The organism is Methylolobus aquaticus (assembly GCF_054172105.1).
This window is the reverse complement of sequence record NZ_JBSYXP010000004.1, coordinates 134,178-151,624: the sequence shown is the minus strand read 5'-3', so window position 1 is coordinate 151,624 and position 17,447 is coordinate 134,178. Positions and strand designations below refer to the sequence as shown.

Genomic DNA, 17,447 nt, shown 5'->3' with positions numbered 1-17,447 from the left:
CCTTCAGGGCTGCTTCGCGGCGTCCTGCGTCGCCTGTCGCATGGCCTGCGCGCCCATGACCTCGCGCAACACAGCCTGGGCTGCGCGCGAACGCTGCTGGCGCATATAGCGGTCGATAATGCCATCGGGAACCTTTTCCCCGACCAAGGCCGTCCTGATGGGTGCCAATCGATCTTCGCACGCCCGCAGTATGCCGTCGGCGACGGCCCGTGAATCGGCCTCGCTGCTGATCGACGCCTGAAGTTGCTCGCCAAGACAGCGGTCATATGCGACCTTGGCGTCCTGCGTAGCCTGCATGGTTTTGTCGGACAAGGTCGAGGGCTCCCATTCGCCCCCGGCGGCGGCGCCGGAGCTAACCAGAACGCTCACTATGGCAAGGAGAGTGCGGCAACTAGATGACATATGCATGGTATGGGGATGCCTGGGCGTGGTTTCAACAAAGCGCTCGATTTTACGACACTTTGCTCAGCACAACAGAAATCGCCGTCACCCTCATCCCGACTCGAAGGCGCTTTTCGCCTGCGCAATCACGCGCCCTCCGCGGTGTCGGACACTCCCCCCCCCGTCCGGTTCGCGCGTTCCCGCTCTCGAGCAAGCGCCCAGCCGACATGCTCACGGACCAGCGCAGAGGAATGATCTCGGCGACTCTCCAGCGCGGCGACCACCGCCTCCGAGCGCGGCGCATTGCCCAGGGCAATGGCCACGTTCCGTAGCCAGCAAACATATCCGATACGCCGGATCGCGGAGCCCTCGGTCGCAGCGAGGAAGGCCGCCTCGTCCCAGGAGAAAACCTGAACCAACGCGGCACTATCCAATCCATGCCGCGGCTGGAAGTCATGTTCGCGCGTCAATTCCGCGTAGCGGTTCCACGGACACACCAGCTGGCAGTCGTCGCAGCCATAGATCCGGTTGCCGATCGCGGCGCGAAACTGCTCGGGAATCGAACCGCGCAATTCGATCGTCAGATAGGAAATACAGCGCCGTGCGTCCAGGCGGTAAGGAGCGATGATGGCCTGAGTCGGGCAGATTTCGATGCACGCAGCGCAGCTCCCACAGTGATTCTGCACCGGACGGTCAGGCGGCAGCGGCAAGTCGGTGTAGATTTCCCCGAGAAAGAACCACGAGCCGGCGTGGCGGTTGATGAGGTTCGTGTGTTTGCCGATCCAGCCCAGGCCTGCCCGCTCGGCCAGCGCCTTCTCCAGCACCGGCGCGCTGTCGACGAACGCGCGATGACCGAAAGGCCCGACCTCGCCCTCGATACGCGCGGCCAGCTTCGCGAGCCGCGAACGCACGACCTTGTGGTAGTCACGCCCCAGCGCATAGCGGGAAATGAAGGCCCGCGCCGCATCATCGAGCACGGCGCCGCTGCGCTCTCGCGGCTCGGGCAGGTAGTCCATACGGCCGCTGACGACCCGCAAGGTGCCCGGAATGAGTTCGTCCGGGCGGCTGCGGCGCGTGCCATGGCGGGCCATGTAGCCCATCTCTCCGTGCCAGCCGGCATCGAGCCAGCGCATCAGGTGCTGTTCATGCGTCTGCAGATCGACATCCGCGATGCCGATTTGCTGGAAGCCGAGTTCCAGGCCCCAGTCCTTGATGCGTAGGGCGAGCTGCGAATAATCCGGAGACTCTGTCCCGCTGTTCGCCCTATTGACTCGTTCTAAATCTTCCACCGTACCGATTTGCCCTCGCTTCATGCCCTCGGCGAGAATAGCAGAAGCTGCCCGACGGTCCCGCAACGAGTCCCGCCGTTTTCGATGTTCACTGCGATGCACGCTGTCCTGCCCAACGATCTGTATACAGCCGATCAGGTCCGCGCCATGGACCGCCATGCGATCGAAAACATCGGCATCCCCGGCCTCACACTGATGGAACGCGCCGGTGCGGCGGCCTTCGCGACGCTGCGCCAACGCTGGCCATCGGCCAAGTTCCTGTCGATCGTGTGCGGCGGTGGCAACAACGGCGGCGACGGCTACGTGATCGCGCGTCTGGCACTGGAAGCGGGACTCGACGCCCGCGTCTACGCACTCCGTCCGCCCGAGGCGCTCCGGGGCGACGCCCGGCTCGCATTCCAGGCCTATCGGGATGCCGGCGGCTCCTGGCTGGACTACGTGCCGATGCACCTCGAACATGCCGAGGTCATCGTCGACGCGCTGTTCGGAACCGGGCTCGACCGCGAGGTCACAGGCAGCGATGCGGCTGTCATCCGCGCCATCAACGGCACTTCGGCTGGCGTCCTGGCGGTGGATATCCCGTCGGGTTTGCACGCGGATAGCGGGGCCGTGCTGGGTAGCGCCGTCGAGGCCGATGCTACCGTGACATTCATCGGACTGAAGCGCGGGCTGTTTACCGGTGCTGGCCCGGCGCAGTGCGGCTCAGTCATCTTCGATGATCTGGACACACCCGCGACGGTCCGTCAGTCCACCCTTCCTACCGCTCGGCTGATCCGAAGCGAGGACTGCCGTCTGCCACGCCGGGCGCCGACTGCGCACAAAGGTCATTGCGGTCATGTGCTGGTGATCGGCGGCGACTCCGGCTACGGCGGCGCCGCATGTCTGGCCGCTTCGGCTGCGGCGCGCGTCGGCTCCGGCCTGATCTCCGTGGCGACCCATCCCGATCACGCGCCTACGCTCAATGCGACCCGGCCCGAACTGATGTGCCACGGCATACGCGAGGTGGCTGACCTGGAGCCGCTGCTGGCCCGCGCCACCGTCCTCGCGTTGGGTCCCGGGCTGGGACAAAGGCAGTGGTCTGTGGACCTGTTCCGAACTGCACTGGGCAGGGAGGTCCCATCGGTCGTCGACGCCGATGCCCTAAACCTTCTGGCACTGCAACCCTGGCGACGCGAGGACTGGGTATTGACGCCGCATCCGGGCGAAGCAGCTCGGCTGCTTGGAACCAGCACCGAAGCGGTTGTACGCGACCGCTTCGGTGCGATCACGGAACTACAGGCCCGCTACGGAGGTGTCGTGGTCCTGAAGGGCTCCGGGTCGCTGATCAGGGGCCCTGACGGGCTGGTGCAGGTCTGCACGGCCGGCAACCCCGGCATGGCCAGCGGCGGCATGGGGGACGTGCTGACTGGCGTCATCGCGGGTTTAATGGCGCAGGGGCTCGACATGCTGGCTGCCGCGCGCTGCGGAGTGCAATGGCATGCGGAAGCGGGGGACCTCGCGGCAATCGATGGCGAGCGCGGCTTGTTGGCCACCGATCTGCTGGGTCCGTTGCGACGGCTGGTAAACCAGTGAGAGTTTTTCTGCCGGACGAGGCCGCGACACTCGCCCTGGGTCGCCGGCTGTTCGAATTCCTGAAACCGGGTTCACTGGTGTTCCTACGCGGAACCCTGGGTGCCGGGAAGACGACTCTGGTGCGCGGCCTGCTCCGCGCAGCCGGTCATCAGGGGGCCGTTAAGAGTCCGACCTTCACGCTGGTCGAGGAGTATGCCGTGCCCGGTCTGACCCTCTATCACTTCGACCTGTACCGCCTGAGCTCCCCGGACGAACTCGAATGGTTTGGCTTTCGCGACTATCTGCGCAGCGACTCGCTGTGCCTGATCGAATGGCCGGAACGGGGCGGCGACACCCTGCCCGCACCGGACTTTTCCATCGAGTTGGAGCTCGATCTTCCGGGGAGGGCGGCAATCATCGAAACCGCTCCCGGTGGCGATCCGGAGTTGCCGTCGGCTATCGGCTCAGCCGCACCCCACGGAATTTCCTGAATGCTACCCACAGATCGGTTCTCTACGGACAGGCGCGGGCAAACCGGACGGCCCCTGTACCAAATCAGGCCGTCCCGCAAGGACTTGGCGCCGCTTGCGCGCTTCCAGTTGACTCCGGAGATAACTCCCCAATACTCACAAACGCTCCCGTCATCGCGATGGAACGTAGCCTCCGTCGCTGTTCCTCGCGACATGACCGATCAAGCGGCGGAGCGACCATCAAACCGTCACCGCTCTACGACCAAGGTTTCCAAGCCTCGCCGTTTATTAAGCGCAACGCATTTCCAGAATCCGAAGGCCCAAGGACCTGAACGATGAGCCAACGTGTGGCCAAGATTGCAGTTGCCAGCGCAAAGCACCCGCGCTGGGTTCTGGCGCTGGCCTTGGCCATTTCGGTCCTTGCCGCCTGGGCAACCGTCCAACTGCCTGTATATACCTCCCGTCAGGCGCTGCTACCCCAGGATAACGAGGTGGCCCGGCGTCTGAACAACTATCTGGTCAAGTTTGGCGCCGCCTCCGACCTCATCGTGGTGCTGGAGAAGGCTCCCCGCGCGGAACTCGAGTCCTTCGCGAATGAACTCGCCACGAAACTGCGCCAGGAGCCCGAAATCAGGCAGGTCACGGAACGACTCGATAACCGGTTTTTTCTGGAGCGCGCCTATTTGCTCGCTCCAGCTGAAACGTTCGACCGAGTCGATGCTTACCTGAGGACGGGCGCGCCCGTCACGCTGCCCGGTCTCCCCGTCGCACTGAAACGGGCCCTGGACTGGATCGAGGCTCACCCTCGGGTGTCCGGAATCGACCTTGCCACGGCCGAACAGAGCGTGGCAGGGTTTGGTCTCTTCCTGAACGAGTGGCAGCGATGGCTCGAAGCGGAACCCTGCCCTGCCGGCCTCGACTGGAAGCCGGTATTGGAGACTCAGGGGGTCGGGGCCATGGGCAACGGCTACTTCACATCCCGAGATGGGCGGATGCTCTTTCTGTTCGTGCATCCGGAAAGCCCGTCCGGTGCGTTCGAGGCGCGCCGGCCGTTCATCGAGAAGGTCAGGTCAGTGGCGGCTGTGATCGCCGGTGACCTGCAGGCGGCGGGGCGGACACCACCCACGGTGGGCATCACCGGGCTCCCGGCCGTTGAATACGAAGAATACCTCGACATCGAGCACGACATCGCGCTGGTGATATGGACTGCCGCGGGCTTGATCGGCGCGCTGATCGTATTGGTCCTCCGCAGCTTCCGCTGGGCGCTGGCCATTTTCGTACCCATGGGCCTGGGAGCGCTGTGGAGCCTGGGGCTGGCGTTCCTCACGGTGGGCCATCTGACGATCATCACCTCCAGTTTCCTCGCCATCCTGTTCGGACTGGGCGCCGATTATGGCATCTTCACTTCGTCCCGCATCACCGAAGAGCGCCGAGCAGGAAGGCCTCTGACGGAGGCGATCGGCATAGGGATCGGTTCATCCTTCACGACCGTGCTGACCGCAGGTGGCGCGTCACTGCTGATCTTCGGCGTACTTGCCACGCTCGATTTTCCGGGTTTCTCCGAATTGGGCCTGATCGCGGCCGGAGGCGTCTTACTGATCCTGATCAGCACGTGGATGGTCCAGCCGGCGCTCTATGCCCTGCTACCGCCGCGGTTGGTGGAATCATCACGGCGCGCCGGCGGACCGACACCGCGGCGCGGTTCCTTCCCGCTGCCGGTCGCAGCCATCCTGGTCCTGGTCGCACTGGGCAGCGCTTTGGCCGGCGTCGTGAAAGGTCTCGCCATCCCTTTCGACTACGATGTGCTCGCTCTGCTGCCCGCGGATTCGGAGGCCGCGCGATATCAACGGCGGATGCTGGCCGAAAGCGACTACCAGGCGGAGGTGGTGATCTTTACCGCGAACGATCTGCCCGAGGCACAGCGCATCACGGACCAAGCCCGGCAACTCGCGAGCATCGCCACCGTGCAGTCGCTGGGCGGCCTGTTTCCAGCTGATGCCGACGAGCGTCTTTACAAGGCGCGGCGTTTGGGCGACGAGACAGTTCGCCGGGACTATGCCGGACAGCTGGCGCAACTGGACCGAGCCGGCCTGACCGGCGCCAGTTTTACGCTGCTGCGGACGCTGCTCGCCCGCCTGCCCGACTTGATCGACGACGCCGAGGAGCAGGCTTTCTCGGCCGGACACTCTGAACTGGTGAAGGGTTTGGAGAAGGTGCGCGGGCAGATCCGACCACTTCAGGAACGCATCGACCGCGATCCGGGACATGCCCGCGAGCGCAGTGAGGCCTTTTTTCGCGCCCTGCTAAAGGCTGGGCTCGCCGGGATGGAATTCGTCGACCAGTGGCGAACGGCTGAACCGCTCACCCCTGATCGGCTGCCCCCGGCTCTGCGGGACCGGTTCTTCGCCGCCGACGGTACCGTCGCGGTATACGCTTTTCCGAAGGAAACTGTGTATGATCCCGCGAAGCTGGACCGCCTGATCACGGACGTTTACGGGGTGTCGCCCAACGCCACTGGCTTTCCGACCACCCACCAGGTGTTTTCACGATCCGTCGTGCAGAGCTTCGCCCGCGGCACCATCCTGGCGGTGGCCGTGTGTTTGATCTGGCTGATCGTGATTTTGCGCGATGTGCGGGGGGTAGTGTTGGCCGCGCTTCCGCTGATCATCGGTGGCGGCTGGATGTTGGGCCTGATGTCACTGGGTGGCCTGCGGTACAACTATGCCAACATCATCGCGCTACCCCTGGTCATCGCGTTGGCAGTGGATTACGGCGTCTGGTTCAGCCATCGCTGGCGCGATCTGAAGGACCACACACCGCTGCAGGTTACCGTGATCGCCGGGACGGTCATCGCACTCGCGGCCGGTACCGAACTGGCAGGGCTGGGCGCCATCAGTCTCGCCCGCTATCGTGGCATTTCCACCCTTGGTATCGCCATTACGATCGGGCTCGTGAGTTGCCTTGCAGCAACGCTGCTCGTCGCCCCCGCCATCGGACAACTGATCGATCGAAAAAGGAATCCATGATTCGCACGCTTGCTCTACTCTGCCTGCTGGCCGGATGGCTACCCTATGCGGCTGCGGAACAACCGCCAATCGTGGTGTGTTACCCGGGCGGGCCGGTCAGTGAGGAGGACGCGAACTCCGCCATGGAGGCCATGCTGCGAGTGGTCGAGAAGGCCGGCCAGTGGCCAGACCATAGCCTGACCAGCGTGTTTACGTCCCGGGTGGACGAATGCCGAAAGCTTCTGGCTGCAAAAAAGCCACGCTTTGCGATCACCTCCCTCGGTCAGTTCCTCCAGCAGCGTGGCGTCCACCATCTAGTGCCGCTGGTCCAGCCCCGCATAAAAGGCGCCACCTTCGAACGCTATCAGGTGATCGCGCGCAAGGGCGGGCCGGACAGCCTCGATAAGCTTGCCGGGAAATCATTGGGGGGCACGGCTCTGGAGGAGCCGGAATTCGTCAGAAAAGTCGTGTTCGCCGGGAAACTCGACCCGCAGAACACCTTCGATCTGAAACCCTCGCGACAGGCCCTGCGCGCCCTGCGCGCCCTGGACAAGGGCGAGTTGGATGCGGTGCTTTTGAATGGGCAGCAGTCGGCTGCACTGGCGGCGCTCGAACTGAAGACCCCGATCGCCCCCGTGTTTACCTCGGCCGATATCCCGCTGATGGGAATGTCGGCCAACAGCATCACGACCACACCCGAAGAACGCCAGCGCTTTGCGAAAGCCCTGCAGGGTATGTGCAGCGACCCTGACGGAAAGAAGCTCTGCTCCCTGTTTGGCGTGGAAGCGTTCGTCCCGGCGGACCCGGCTGCCTTCAAACCGCTGATCGAACGCTGGGATGAGGGGAAATAGTCTCTTGCGCAACCGTTACCGCATGATCGCCGTGCCGCTCCTTGCGGGACTAGCCGGCTGTCCGCAACCAGACCACAGCCTCGTACGGTTCGAAAAGCTATCGGATTGTCCCGCACAGACCACGGCGGGCCTCTCCGCCCGACAAAACGAGTTGGGCCCCCGCAGCACCACTCACACCTTGGAATGTTCGCTCGCGTTGCTGCGGCGCACCGGTGATCAAGCCTTACTGCGCAATTCCCTCGGCAGCCGAATAGCACTGCACCTCGCCGAGCGCAGCACCGAGCCGGACGTGCGAGAAAGCCTCGCTGCGGAAGGGGTGCGCTTTGCCGAGACGGCGCTCGCGCTGGGCGCGGACGGGGACGCGGCTGTGCACTACTACCTGGCAGCCAACCTGGGCCTGGCAGTCCGCGGTCACGCTGCCCGGGCGGCGGACAGCCTGCCGCGGCTGGAAGCGGAGATCAAGCGGAGTGCGGCTCTCGACCCCAGTCTGGACGATGGGGGACCGCTGCGGCTACTCGGCATGCTTTATCTGAAGGCCCCTCCGTGGCCCACGGGTATCGGCGACGGGGACAAGGCCTTGCAGTTGCTGCGCCAGGCCGCGGAGCGCTATCCGCGTCATCCCCTCAACCACCTGTTCTATGCCGAGGCGATCTGGGAGTCGGAACAGGATGAGGCCGAAGATCTCGCCAGAAACGAACTCATCATTGGGAGGCAGCGGCTCGCCGAAGGCGACTGGGGCTACAGCAAGGAACCGTGGCTGAAGGAGTTTGTCCGTTTCGAGAACGAGATCAATCCATCATCGGCGTGACTACCCCATTGCAGGCTGTTTGACGCTTTTTACGCATTTGGCGAGGCGCTGGCCGGAACAGGGGTTCGGTTTTTGGGAAGCGCCTCAAAGCATTTCTGGCTGTGGGCGGAGGAACTCCAACGGCATGGTTTTGCACAGGAGCAGCCCAGGGTCCGCATGAGCGATGCCTGTGAACCTCGGCCCCGTGCGGTGGAATGCCGGAGCGTGAAATCGGACTCTGCGGCATGCGGCTATGGAAACCTCCGTGACCCGTAGGGGTCTTGATCAGGTCGCCGGCAAGAAACCCTCGATCGACAGGTAGCGTTCGCCGGTATCGTAGTTGAAACCCAGGATGCGGCCGCCGGCAGGGATTTCCGGCAGTTTTTGCGAGATCGCGGCCAGCGTCGCGCCGCTGGAGATCCCGACCAGCAGTCCCTCCTCCCGAGCCGAACGGCGCGCCATTTCGCGCGAGGCCTCCGCCTCGACCTGAATCACTCCGTCGAGCAAATCCGTGTGCAGGTTTTTCGGAACGAAACCAGCGCCGATCCCCTGGATCGGGTGCGGCGAGGGTTGTCCGCCGCTGATCACCGGGCTGTCTCTCGGCTCGACGGCAAAAACCTTCAGATGCGGCCAACGCTCCTTCAATACCTGGGCACAGCCGGTGATGTGACCGCCGGTCCCGACCCCGGTGATCAACACGTCCACACCCTCCGGGAAGTCCCGCGCAATCTCCTCTGCAGTAGTCTTAACGTGCACTGCAATATTCGCGGCGTTCTCAAACTGCTGCGGCATCCAGGCATCCGGCGTCGACGCGACGAGTTCCTCCGCGCGGGCGATCGAACCCTTCATGCCCTTCTCACGAGGTGTCAGCTCGAAGCCGGCACCATAGGCCAACATCAGCCGGCGCCGCTCGACACTCATGCTGTCCGGCATCACGAGGATCAGCTTATAACCCTTGACCGCCGCGACCATCGCCAACCCGATGCCGGTATTGCCCGAGGTCGGCTCGATGATCGTCCCACCGGGCTTCAACGCGCCGGAAGCCTCCGCTGCTTCGACCATGGACAGCGCAATCCTGTCCTTGATCGAACCACCGGGGTTGCTGCGCTCGGACTTGATCCAGACCTCATGGGAGGCCCCGAAAAGGCGGTTGATGCGGATATGCGGCGTGTCGCCGATGGTGGCCAGGACATTCTCAGCTTTCATCACGGACTCTCCATGGATCTGCCAGCGCGCAGCGTACCAGACTGGGCTTACCAACGAACAGGCTCATGCACCCTATCCCCGTCAGTTCGATCGCCGGCCGCGCCCGGCCCAATCGCATCCGGGCTGCTTGACCCAGGTCTCGTGCGATGAGGCCACGATCACGTCAGGCAGATGTATCCGAACGCGACAGGCGCAGAGGATCGCTGCCAACCGCTTGCGTGGAGCACCATCGAAAAACCGAGCGGTCACTACCTAACATCAAGATGTGGCTGTGCGCCGCCCGCATCAGGATTAACTTACGCACGAACGTTCGCCGCTACGCTTCCGGCTTTTCCTCGCAAGTCGCATCACATTACCGCCGCTGCATGCAAACCGCTGGCGACCTCTCCAGCGCATCTGGTTGCCCCTGGCTCAACGGACGCAACGGGCGATAAACCCCAAGGATCGATAGTATGACCCCATCCAGGCATAAACGATTTCACCTCCGTCCACTGACATCCGCGATCCTTCTCGCGCTGTCGGGCGCCGCCGACGCGCAGTCCGGTCTGGCAGTCGACGGCATCCAGTGCACACTCCCGGACGCGATCACCGCCGCCAACACCGACACCGCGACGGGCGGGTGCCCCGCTGGCCAAGGCGCCGATACCCTGCAATTGACCGCGGCAACCTACCGTCTCGCGGCGGCGCCACCACCCATCACGTCGACCATCACGCTGTTCGGCGACCCGGATCATGACCGCCAGAATGCCATGATCGAGCCCGAACCCGGCAGCCATTCGCTTCCATTCTCTCTGCTGGTTGTCGGCCCGGGCGGCGACCTGACCGTGAGGCGCGTCACTCTACAGAACGCCCGTGTCCATGGCCTCGTCGTGGATTATGAGGCCCTCAACCCCGACCAGCGGCCTCCTTTCTCCGGCGCGGACTCGCGGCTACAGCTGGTGCAGAGCAAGGTATCCGGAAGTGTCGGCAGCGGCGTCTTGATCGCCAACTACGCCCGGGCCGATATCAAACATTCGACCATTTCTGGGAACAACCGGGGTATCAGTTGCGATGGATATGCGGCTCAGTGCACGATCGACCACAGCGTCATCGCCGGCAATACCTCGTTCGGGATCTATAACCGTGGTTCCGTCAATCTGAACGCGAGCAGCGTTGTCCGAAACGCGGTCGGCCTGCGAGGCGAGGCTTTTCGAGGCGACCGCACGATCATTACGAACTCGACCATTGAGAATAACGTCGGGTCCGGCCTGGAACTCACACGCGAGCCGCGCGCTTCACTTTCCAACTCCACGGTCTCCGGCAACGGCGGCATGGGCGTCGACGCAAGCGGTGTCTTCGACTACGGGGGCGAGACGCTGGCATTCGAAAACAGCACGATCACCGGCAACAGGGCCGGCGGGGTCCGCGTCGGAAAGCCCGGGCAAGGAGTTTACGGTCTGTCGTTGCGCAACACCGTCATCGCCGGTAACCCGGGAGGCGACACAGATTGTCGCAATGCCTATGTCACCTTTTTGAGCGGCGCGTTGATCGGCGACGGCAGTTGCGATGCAGCGGCATCCGGCGCCATAGTGGGAGACCCGAAACTCGGGCCCTTGCTGGACAATGGAGGCAGCACCCGCACGCAGGCCTTGTCGGACGACAGCCCGGCCGTCCACGCAGGCGATGGAGCGGCGTGCGCCGGCACCGATCAACGCAACGCGTTGCGCCCTCGGAACCCCGCCTGCGATAGTGGCGCGTTTGAACGCATCTCCGCGGTCGCTCCGGCGATTAAGCCCACACTGGAATTTCTCGATGCCGAGGTCAAGGCCGGCCGCTTGGTCGGCGCCCTCTCCCCGGGAAAACCGTATCGCGTGCAGGCCGTCCGGAATCAGCTTTTGCTCACCGGCGACTTCACGTCAAGGCACGAGATGACGGCTGCATGCGCCCAAATCAAACGCACCCTGAATCGAGTGGACCATGATGGGAGCGAGCCCGACCACAACGACTATGTCACCGGCCCCGGATCCCCCGGGTTGGTCGAGCGTCTCGCCGCAGTGCGCCTAAACCTGGGCTGCAAGTAGGCGCTCATCCAGGAGATGGCTCGGTAAGCGACGAGTACCGGCCCTGTTTGGGCGTCGCACCGCCCCCCTTCAAGGGATAGCCGGTGTCGCGGGCAAGGCGCCCATCACGCCCTCGTCCCGCGCTGTCTGCGGCCCGTTGAACCCCAGACTCGGCACGACCCCAGACCCGCAGAGGACCTCAGGTAGCGGCAGCGGCCCCGTGCCTTCGTCCCTCAATCCCGCTGTGCCAAAAGCACGATCTGTTCGGTACGCAACACGACCTCCCGATAGACCGCCAGCAAGGCGGCTGGCGGTTCTGCGGCACACTGCGTCGTGTACCGTCTCAGGATTCGGAAGCCACCTTCGGCCAACAGGGACTCGAGTTGGTCTGCCGTGATCCGGTTCAAGGTGTTGAACGTCGACCACAAGCGCTTGAATTCATCTGGAGTGGGGCAACTCCGGTGGAGCTTCATGCGGTAGATGTTCGACTGATTCGTCAGGTGCCCCCAGGGCTCGGGGATCTTGTGGGATAGGTGAGCGCCTTCCGCCGAGTAGTACAGCGGGGCAATCTGCACGAAAAGGTAACCGCCGGCCTTGAGCGCGGTCCGCAGCGCCTCGATCGTACCCTCCAGAAACCGTTGGTCGACGTGTTCCAACACCGACCAGGAGTAAATCAGATCGAATCGGTCATCCCTTGAGTCGAGCCTGCCGGGCGAGGTCCGACGAAAAACCAGATTTTCCGGCAAATCGCTCATCCCTAGATAAGACGAGGCGCGCCGCCGACAGTCCCTGAACTCCGCGCCGATATCGGTGCCCACGACCCGGCGGCAACCGAGTTGACAGGCTACCCCAAGTGCCATATCGCCTTGTCCGCAGCCGAAGTCCATGACTTCGGCCTCCGTCCATGGAAAATCCGAACCCATCCAGTCACGAAGGACCCCCGGCAATTCCTCGAACTTGACCCGAAAGGTTTCGTCCGGACAGGTCTTGTTCGGAGGCTGTTGCTGAGCGTTCATTTCCATGTCACAACCCCGGAGTTGGATCTTTCGCCGTCACCGTTCTACGCGGTGAACGCGCAGCGACCAACGGTATCGGGATTACGCAATGATTGTCGAGCCGCCGCCGTGCCCTCCTAGCAGCCGCACCGTCGGCCTGGGGCCGGGGACTTGCGACGCTCAGGCAATCGGGCGACCTGTCAAAATCGCAGTTCCGTCTGGGCGTAGAAATAATTGACGTTATCGTGGTTGGTTGGTGCGCCGGGAGCGTTGCGGGCGAAGTCGCCCTTGATCAGGCAATTCCATCCGCCTTCGAGCGAGATGTTGTCGTGGGCATCCCAGCGAATCGCGAACTCCACCGTTTGCCCCATGAAGTCGCCCGAGCGCCCCGTCGGGTCGATCAGGTTGGCCGGCTGCCACAAGGCCTTGGAGTCGGCCATCCACCACGCGCGATAGGCCAGAAAGCTCGTCACGTCGCGGTGCGGTACCACGAACAGCCTGGCACCGGGAGCGTTGATGTTGTTGCGCGCGAATGGCCCCCAGATACCGGTAGGCCCGTATTCCCAACGTCGAGCACCATAGAGCGTATCGAAAGAATTCGTCGTCGTGCCGCTACGGTTCGTGCCCGCGGACGCGTAATCGTACTGGAGGACGAAGCGCGGGTCCCAAGGCAGGTCAAAGGTGTACCCGAACTGGATGTGCTGCATGTAGGCTTCGTGGTCGAGTTGTCGCGACAGCGCGTTAACGCGGGAGGTGCCCGTCTGCGCGATGCTCTCGCCTTCGAAATCGAACTCTCCCTTCTTGGCGTTGCGGAAGACACGGAAACCCGGCGTGAACAACTGCCGGTTACGCGCGCTTCGTTCGTCCTCGTCGAGGTAATAGAGATAGAGCTCACCGCGAATATCCCACGGTAACGCCTGGGTGTCGGCGAAGAAACCCGTGAAGACCGTCCCCTCCTGTTCCTGATCCCAGGCCCAGTCGTTGTTGAGAAGCTGGGCCTTGTCTTCCGGCAGGCGCACGACGGGCACCATCGCAAAGGGGTAGATTTGCCAGGCACCCTCGCCTTCTCGTACCCGTAGCTTGAGGCCGGTGAAGGCGTTGGTCGTGTTCCGGAACACGTTGCGCGCGACGAGTCGCCGACTGCCGAATTCCATCGTCTGGCGACCCGCGATCGCCTCGAAGCCCAGCCCCGTCTCGGCGAGGTTCTGTGTCGCATACGCGCCATAGATTTGCGTGAAGTCGGCGACATTGACCATCGTATTGTTCAGCGTGTAGGTCGGCTCGGCGCCGAACTGCCGCGCATCCCAGAACTCGAACCCGGCCCGGAAGCCGGCGTAGTTCGCTTCCAGCCACAATACCGTCTGCAACGGAATCTGGTGCTGGCCACCGGTCTGGCCTCGCTGCCACGGCACGTCGAAGGTTTCGTACCGCGTCCGCTGCTCCAGCATGCCGTTGAGCCATTCCGGCATCCCGAGCATCTTCTTCGCGTTGTAATGCTCGTGTAAATCCCAGCGATTCTTGCCGGTGACCCAGTCCTTGCGCTGGCTGCCGCCCGCCGTCAAGCCCCAGCGGTTGGGGCGTTTGTACTCCGGGGGCGTCGTGCCTTTCTTGTCCTCTGCGGGTGTCTTACCCACACCAGGGTCGGTCGTCTGGCTGTCCTTTGCGGTTGCCTTGTCCTTAGGGGGCGGAAGGGCCTTGGTTTTACCCGCTGGCGCGGTTGCATGTTGCGCGGCATCCGTGGATGCGGAGGCATTGAGAGGGGCAGGATTTTCCACTGCGATCGCGACCCCACTGGCGAGAGATCCCAGCAGAAACGCCATCATCGGGACGCGGTAGCAGGCATCGTGTCGCATCGCGCTTCCTGAGGTCGGCCTCTCGTAATGGTGACACTACGATAATGCTGACTGTGTCCTAGACGCAACCTGCATTTGCAATTCAGACACACCGTTTCCTGATCGTGCAAAGATGCCGCTCCCCGAGCGCGTTTCGATACTGGCTTGACTCGCACAAACGCCGACCGCCCGGTTCTGGGCTGGCCGGCACAAGCCGGTTTTGGAAATACTCCGTCGATGAACAGCAGGTGGAATGCCCTTAAAGCCCACGGTACACTCCCTTATGTCGCTTGGTTTATAACGACCGACCTCCAAAAACGCGCCCCCCCGGATCTCGGCGCCTCCACTGGGCCACGAACCAACGAAAGGTGATCCTGAATGATGCGAAATTCGCTGCTTCTGCTGGCAAGCCTGACCCTGAGCGCCAATGCGCTGGCCGAGACGGTTCAGGTGGCCGTCGCTGCAAACTTTGCAGGACCGATGGAATTGATAGCAGCGGCCTTCGAGAACAGCACTGGGCACAAGGCGGCGATCTCGACCGGAGCCTCTGGCAAGTTCTACGCACAGATCCAGAACGCCGCGCCCTTCGAACTATTGTTCGCCGCGGACGACAGGACTCCGGCGAAAATCGAGGCGGAGGGCCTGGCCGTGCCGGGCTCACGCTTCACCTGTGCCATCGGCAAACTGGTCCTGTGGAGCGCGAGGCCCGGTTCCGTCGACAAGTACGGCGCCATCCTCAAGAAGGGCAAGTTCGCCCACCTGGCGTTGGCCAATCCCAAGACCGCACCCTACGGCGCAGCGCCCGTTGAAGTACTGAACCACCTGGGTTTATTCGAGGCACTGGAACCGAAGTGGGTGCAAGGTGAGAACATTGCCCAGACCCAGCAATTCATTACAACCGGCAACGCCGAGTTCGGCTTCGTCGCGAAGTCGCAGGTACTGAAGGACGGCAAGCTGACCGAGGGATCAGCCTGAATGGTGCCCGAAAAGCTGTACGAACCGATCCGACAGGATGCGGTGCTATTGGCAGAGGGAAAGGAAAATTTGGCTGCCATCGCATTGCTGGCAAACCTGAAGAGCGAGCCGGCCAAGGCCATCGTCCAGTCCTTCGGCTGCAAGTTCTGATCCCACCAGGAAAACGTCAATGACACACGTCAAGCGCCTGCTCTTAGTCTGTTCCCTGCTACTGGTCCAGGCTGTGAAGGCCGAGAAGATCACCATCGCCGCGGCGGCCGATCTGAAATTCGCGATGGACGAGATCGTGGCACAGTTCAAGGGCGCCAACCCCGGCGACACCGTCGATGTCACCTACGGTTCTTCCGGCAAGTTCCACACCCAGGTTCAGCAGGGCGCGCCGTACGACCTGTTTTTTTCCGCCGACATCGGATTTCCGCGAGAACTGGCGGCCGGCGGCTTCGCGGCATCCGAGGTCAGACCGTATGCGGTGGGGCGCATCGTGCTGTGGAGCCCCCGTCTGACTGCCAGCAAGATGACACTGAAGAGCCTGACCGACCCGAAGATCACCCGCATCGCCATCGCCAACCCCAAGCACGCACCCTACGGAAAACGGGCCGAGGAAGCACTGCGGGCATCAGGCCTATGGGACAAAGTTGAGCCGAAGCTGGTCTACGGCGAGAACATCGCGCAGACCGCCCAATTCGTGCAGACCGGGAATGCTCAGGTGGGAATCATTGCCCTGTCGTTGGCAATCAGCCCCGAACTGGCAAAGCAGGGCGGGTATTGGCTGATACCGGAGAACCTTCACCAGCCCCTGGAGCAGGGGTACATACTGACCAAGCAGGCGGCGAACAATGCCCTCGCGCGGCGTTTCGCCGATTACATGGGCAGCAAATCCGCGCGACAGGTCATGACGCGTTACGGCTTCGCGCTCCCAGGTGAAGAGGTGGGGAAATGACACGCGACGCTGACGGCGACCGATACCGGTATCGCAGTCTGGGCTTCCTCGCCGGCGCGGTGATTGGCACGCTGCGCGGCCTGATCGGCTTGGGTGGCGCGGAATTCCGGCTGCCGGTGCTGGTCGGCGCCTAACGCGTCCCCACGCTGGAAGCCGTGATCCTCAACCTGGATATCAAACTGGCCGGCAGTCTGTCGCTCGCGATCAGTCTGCCGACCATGTTGGTGGGGTTCGCCCGGTACAGCTCTGCGACGGCCTTCTCCGTCCTGCGGGAGGAACGCCGACTGCCGCTGTGGATGGCAGCGGGCTCCGTTGTCGGCGTCGGACTCGGCGGCCTGCTACTCGGAACAGTCCCGGCTAAATCCCTCACGGCTTTGCTGGGTCTGATCCTGCTCATCTCTGCGGTGAAGACCTTCCAACATGCGGATTGATCGAGGGAGCACCGGCGATGTTGAGTGACAGCGATCTGCAGGCGATCGGTCTGACGGTCCGGCTGGCAGGCGTCGTCACGGTGATACTTCTGCTCCTGGGCACCCCGATCGCTTGGTGGCTGGCACGCACGCGGTCGAAATGGAAAGGTCCCGTGGGAGCGATGGTCGCCCTGCCACTGGTACTGCCGCCTTCGGTACTGGGCTTTTACCTGTTATTGGCGATGGGGCCAAACGGCCCGGTCGGCCACCTGACCGAAGCCCTGGGTATCGGACTGCTGCCTTTCACCTTTTGGGGGCTGGTGGTGGCCTCGGTGTTCTATTCCCTGCCGTTTATGGTTCAGCCGGTACAAGATGCGTTCGAGGCGATCGGGGAACGTCCGCTGGAAGCGGCGGCGACACTTCGGGCCTCGCCGCTCGATACGTTCTTCTTCGTCGCGCTGCCGCTGGCCTTGCCCGGGTTCTTGACCGCGGGCATTCTGACCTTTGCCCACACGGTTGGGGAATTCGGTGTCGTCCTGATGCTCGGTGGCAATTTGCCAGGAATAACCCGGGTTGCTTCAGTGCAAATCTACGATCACGTCGAGGCGTTGGAGTATACCGAGGCGCACAAGCTGGCGGCGGTGATGTTGATCTTCTCCTTTCTGGTGCTCCTGGGGCTCTATACCCGTCGGACCGGCTCAAGAAAGGCCTGAGGC

17 protein-coding genes are annotated in these 17,447 nt (G+C 63.2%); 12 read left to right on the top strand and 5 right to left on the bottom strand.

All coding sequences use genetic code 11. The annotated features are described in order from the left end of the window. Positions 1-3: 3 nt before the first annotated feature. Positions 4-312, bottom strand: a complete 309-nt coding sequence (locus tag ACW73L_RS06755) for a hypothetical protein (RefSeq protein WP_498920908.1) — start codon at positions 310-312, stop codon at positions 4-6. 215 nt (positions 313-527) lie between these two features. After that, complete coding sequence (queG, locus tag ACW73L_RS06750; protein ID WP_498920906.1) at positions 528-1,670, bottom strand: tRNA epoxyqueuosine(34) reductase QueG; 1,143 nt, start codon at positions 1,668-1,670, stop codon at positions 528-530. A gap of 96 nt (positions 1,671-1,766) precedes the next feature. Here queG and ACW73L_RS06745 point away from each other — a divergent pair, with 96 nt between their 5' ends. The 5 genes from ACW73L_RS06745 (at position 1,767) to bstC (ending at position 8,355) form a co-directional block, all read left to right on the top strand. Next, the gene (locus tag ACW73L_RS06745) at positions 1,767-3,242 is read left to right on the top strand and encodes an NAD(P)H-hydrate dehydratase (protein ID WP_498920904.1); all 1,476 of its coding nucleotides are present in this window, start codon (positions 1,767-1,769) and stop codon (positions 3,240-3,242) included. Next, on the top strand, positions 3,239-3,712 hold the full coding sequence (gene tsaE / locus ACW73L_RS06740) for a tRNA (adenosine(37)-N6)-threonylcarbamoyltransferase complex ATPase subunit type 1 TsaE (protein WP_498920902.1): 474 nt from the start codon (positions 3,239-3,241) through the stop codon (positions 3,710-3,712). The genes ACW73L_RS06745 and tsaE overlap by 4 nt, the downstream gene beginning before the upstream one ends. Before the next feature lie 314 nt (positions 3,713-4,026). After that, positions 4,027-6,717, top strand: a complete 2,691-nt coding sequence (gene bstA / locus ACW73L_RS06735) for a sterol transporter cytoplasmic membrane protein BstA (RefSeq protein ID WP_498920900.1) — start codon at positions 4,027-4,029, stop codon at positions 6,715-6,717. Next, positions 6,714-7,547 carry a sterol transporter periplasmic substrate-binding protein BstB gene (gene bstB, locus ACW73L_RS06730; RefSeq protein WP_498920899.1) on the top strand — a complete coding sequence of 278 codons (834 nt, stop codon included), beginning with the start codon at positions 6,714-6,716 and terminating at the stop codon, positions 7,545-7,547. The genes bstA and bstB overlap by 4 nt, the downstream gene beginning before the upstream one ends. A 22-nt stretch (positions 7,548-7,569) precedes the next feature. After that, positions 7,570-8,355, top strand: coding sequence for a sterol transporter outer membrane protein BstC (gene bstC / locus ACW73L_RS06725; protein WP_498921164.1), 786 nt, complete (start codon positions 7,570-7,572; stop codon positions 8,353-8,355). A gap of 264 nt (positions 8,356-8,619) precedes the next feature. On the opposite strand, the gene cysK is transcribed toward bstC, so the two are convergent. Continuing rightward, positions 8,620-9,540, bottom strand: coding sequence for a cysteine synthase A (gene cysK / locus ACW73L_RS06720; RefSeq protein ID WP_498920898.1), 921 nt, complete (start codon positions 9,538-9,540; stop codon positions 8,620-8,622). A gap of 452 nt (positions 9,541-9,992) precedes the next feature. Here cysK and ACW73L_RS06715 point away from each other — a divergent pair, with 452 nt between their 5' ends. Beyond that, positions 9,993-11,600 (top strand): choice-of-anchor Q domain-containing protein, encoded by a 1,608-nt coding sequence (locus tag ACW73L_RS06715; RefSeq protein WP_498920897.1) that lies wholly within the window; start codon positions 9,993-9,995, stop codon positions 11,598-11,600. Between the two features lie 212 nt (positions 11,601-11,812). On the opposite strand, the gene ACW73L_RS06710 is transcribed toward ACW73L_RS06715, so the two are convergent. Then, a complete protein-coding gene (locus ACW73L_RS06710) occupies positions 11,813-12,601 on the bottom strand; it encodes a class I SAM-dependent methyltransferase (RefSeq protein WP_498920896.1) in 789 nt (262 codons plus the stop codon). Between the two features lie 173 nt (positions 12,602-12,774). Further along, the gene (locus ACW73L_RS06705) at positions 12,775-14,427 is read right to left on the bottom strand and encodes an alginate export family protein (protein ID WP_498920894.1); all 1,653 of its coding nucleotides are present in this window, start codon (positions 14,425-14,427) and stop codon (positions 12,775-12,777) included. A gap of 357 nt (positions 14,428-14,784) precedes the next feature. Between ACW73L_RS06705 and modA (ACW73L_RS06700) the strand changes: the two genes are divergently transcribed. Genes modA (ACW73L_RS06700) through modB form a run of 6 tightly spaced genes read left to right on the top strand, consistent with a single transcriptional unit; the run spans position 14,785 to position 17,444 of the window. After that, a complete protein-coding gene (gene modA, locus ACW73L_RS06700; protein WP_498920893.1) occupies positions 14,785-15,381 on the top strand; it encodes a molybdate ABC transporter substrate-binding protein in 597 nt (198 codons plus the stop codon). Next, entirely contained in the window at positions 15,382-15,531 is a 150-nt protein-coding gene (locus ACW73L_RS06695; RefSeq protein ID WP_498920892.1) for a hypothetical protein, read from the top strand. 19 nt (positions 15,532-15,550) lie between these two features. Next, on the top strand, positions 15,551-16,321 hold the full coding sequence (gene modA / locus ACW73L_RS06690) for a molybdate ABC transporter substrate-binding protein (protein ID WP_498920890.1): 771 nt from the start codon (positions 15,551-15,553) through the stop codon (positions 16,319-16,321). Continuing rightward, positions 16,318-16,455, top strand: a complete 138-nt coding sequence (locus ACW73L_RS06685) for a hypothetical protein (protein WP_498920888.1) — start codon at positions 16,318-16,320, stop codon at positions 16,453-16,455. The genes modA (ACW73L_RS06690) and ACW73L_RS06685 overlap by 4 nt, the downstream gene beginning before the upstream one ends. A 21-nt stretch (positions 16,456-16,476) precedes the next feature. Beyond that, complete coding sequence (locus tag ACW73L_RS06680) at positions 16,477-16,752, top strand: hypothetical protein (protein ID WP_498920886.1); 276 nt, start codon at positions 16,477-16,479, stop codon at positions 16,750-16,752. Positions 16,753-16,769: 17 nt separating this feature from the next. Further along, positions 16,770-17,444 carry a molybdate ABC transporter permease subunit gene (gene modB / locus ACW73L_RS06675; protein WP_498920884.1) on the top strand — a complete coding sequence of 225 codons (675 nt, stop codon included), beginning with the start codon at positions 16,770-16,772 and terminating at the stop codon, positions 17,442-17,444. Positions 17,445-17,447: the final 3 nt, after the last annotated feature.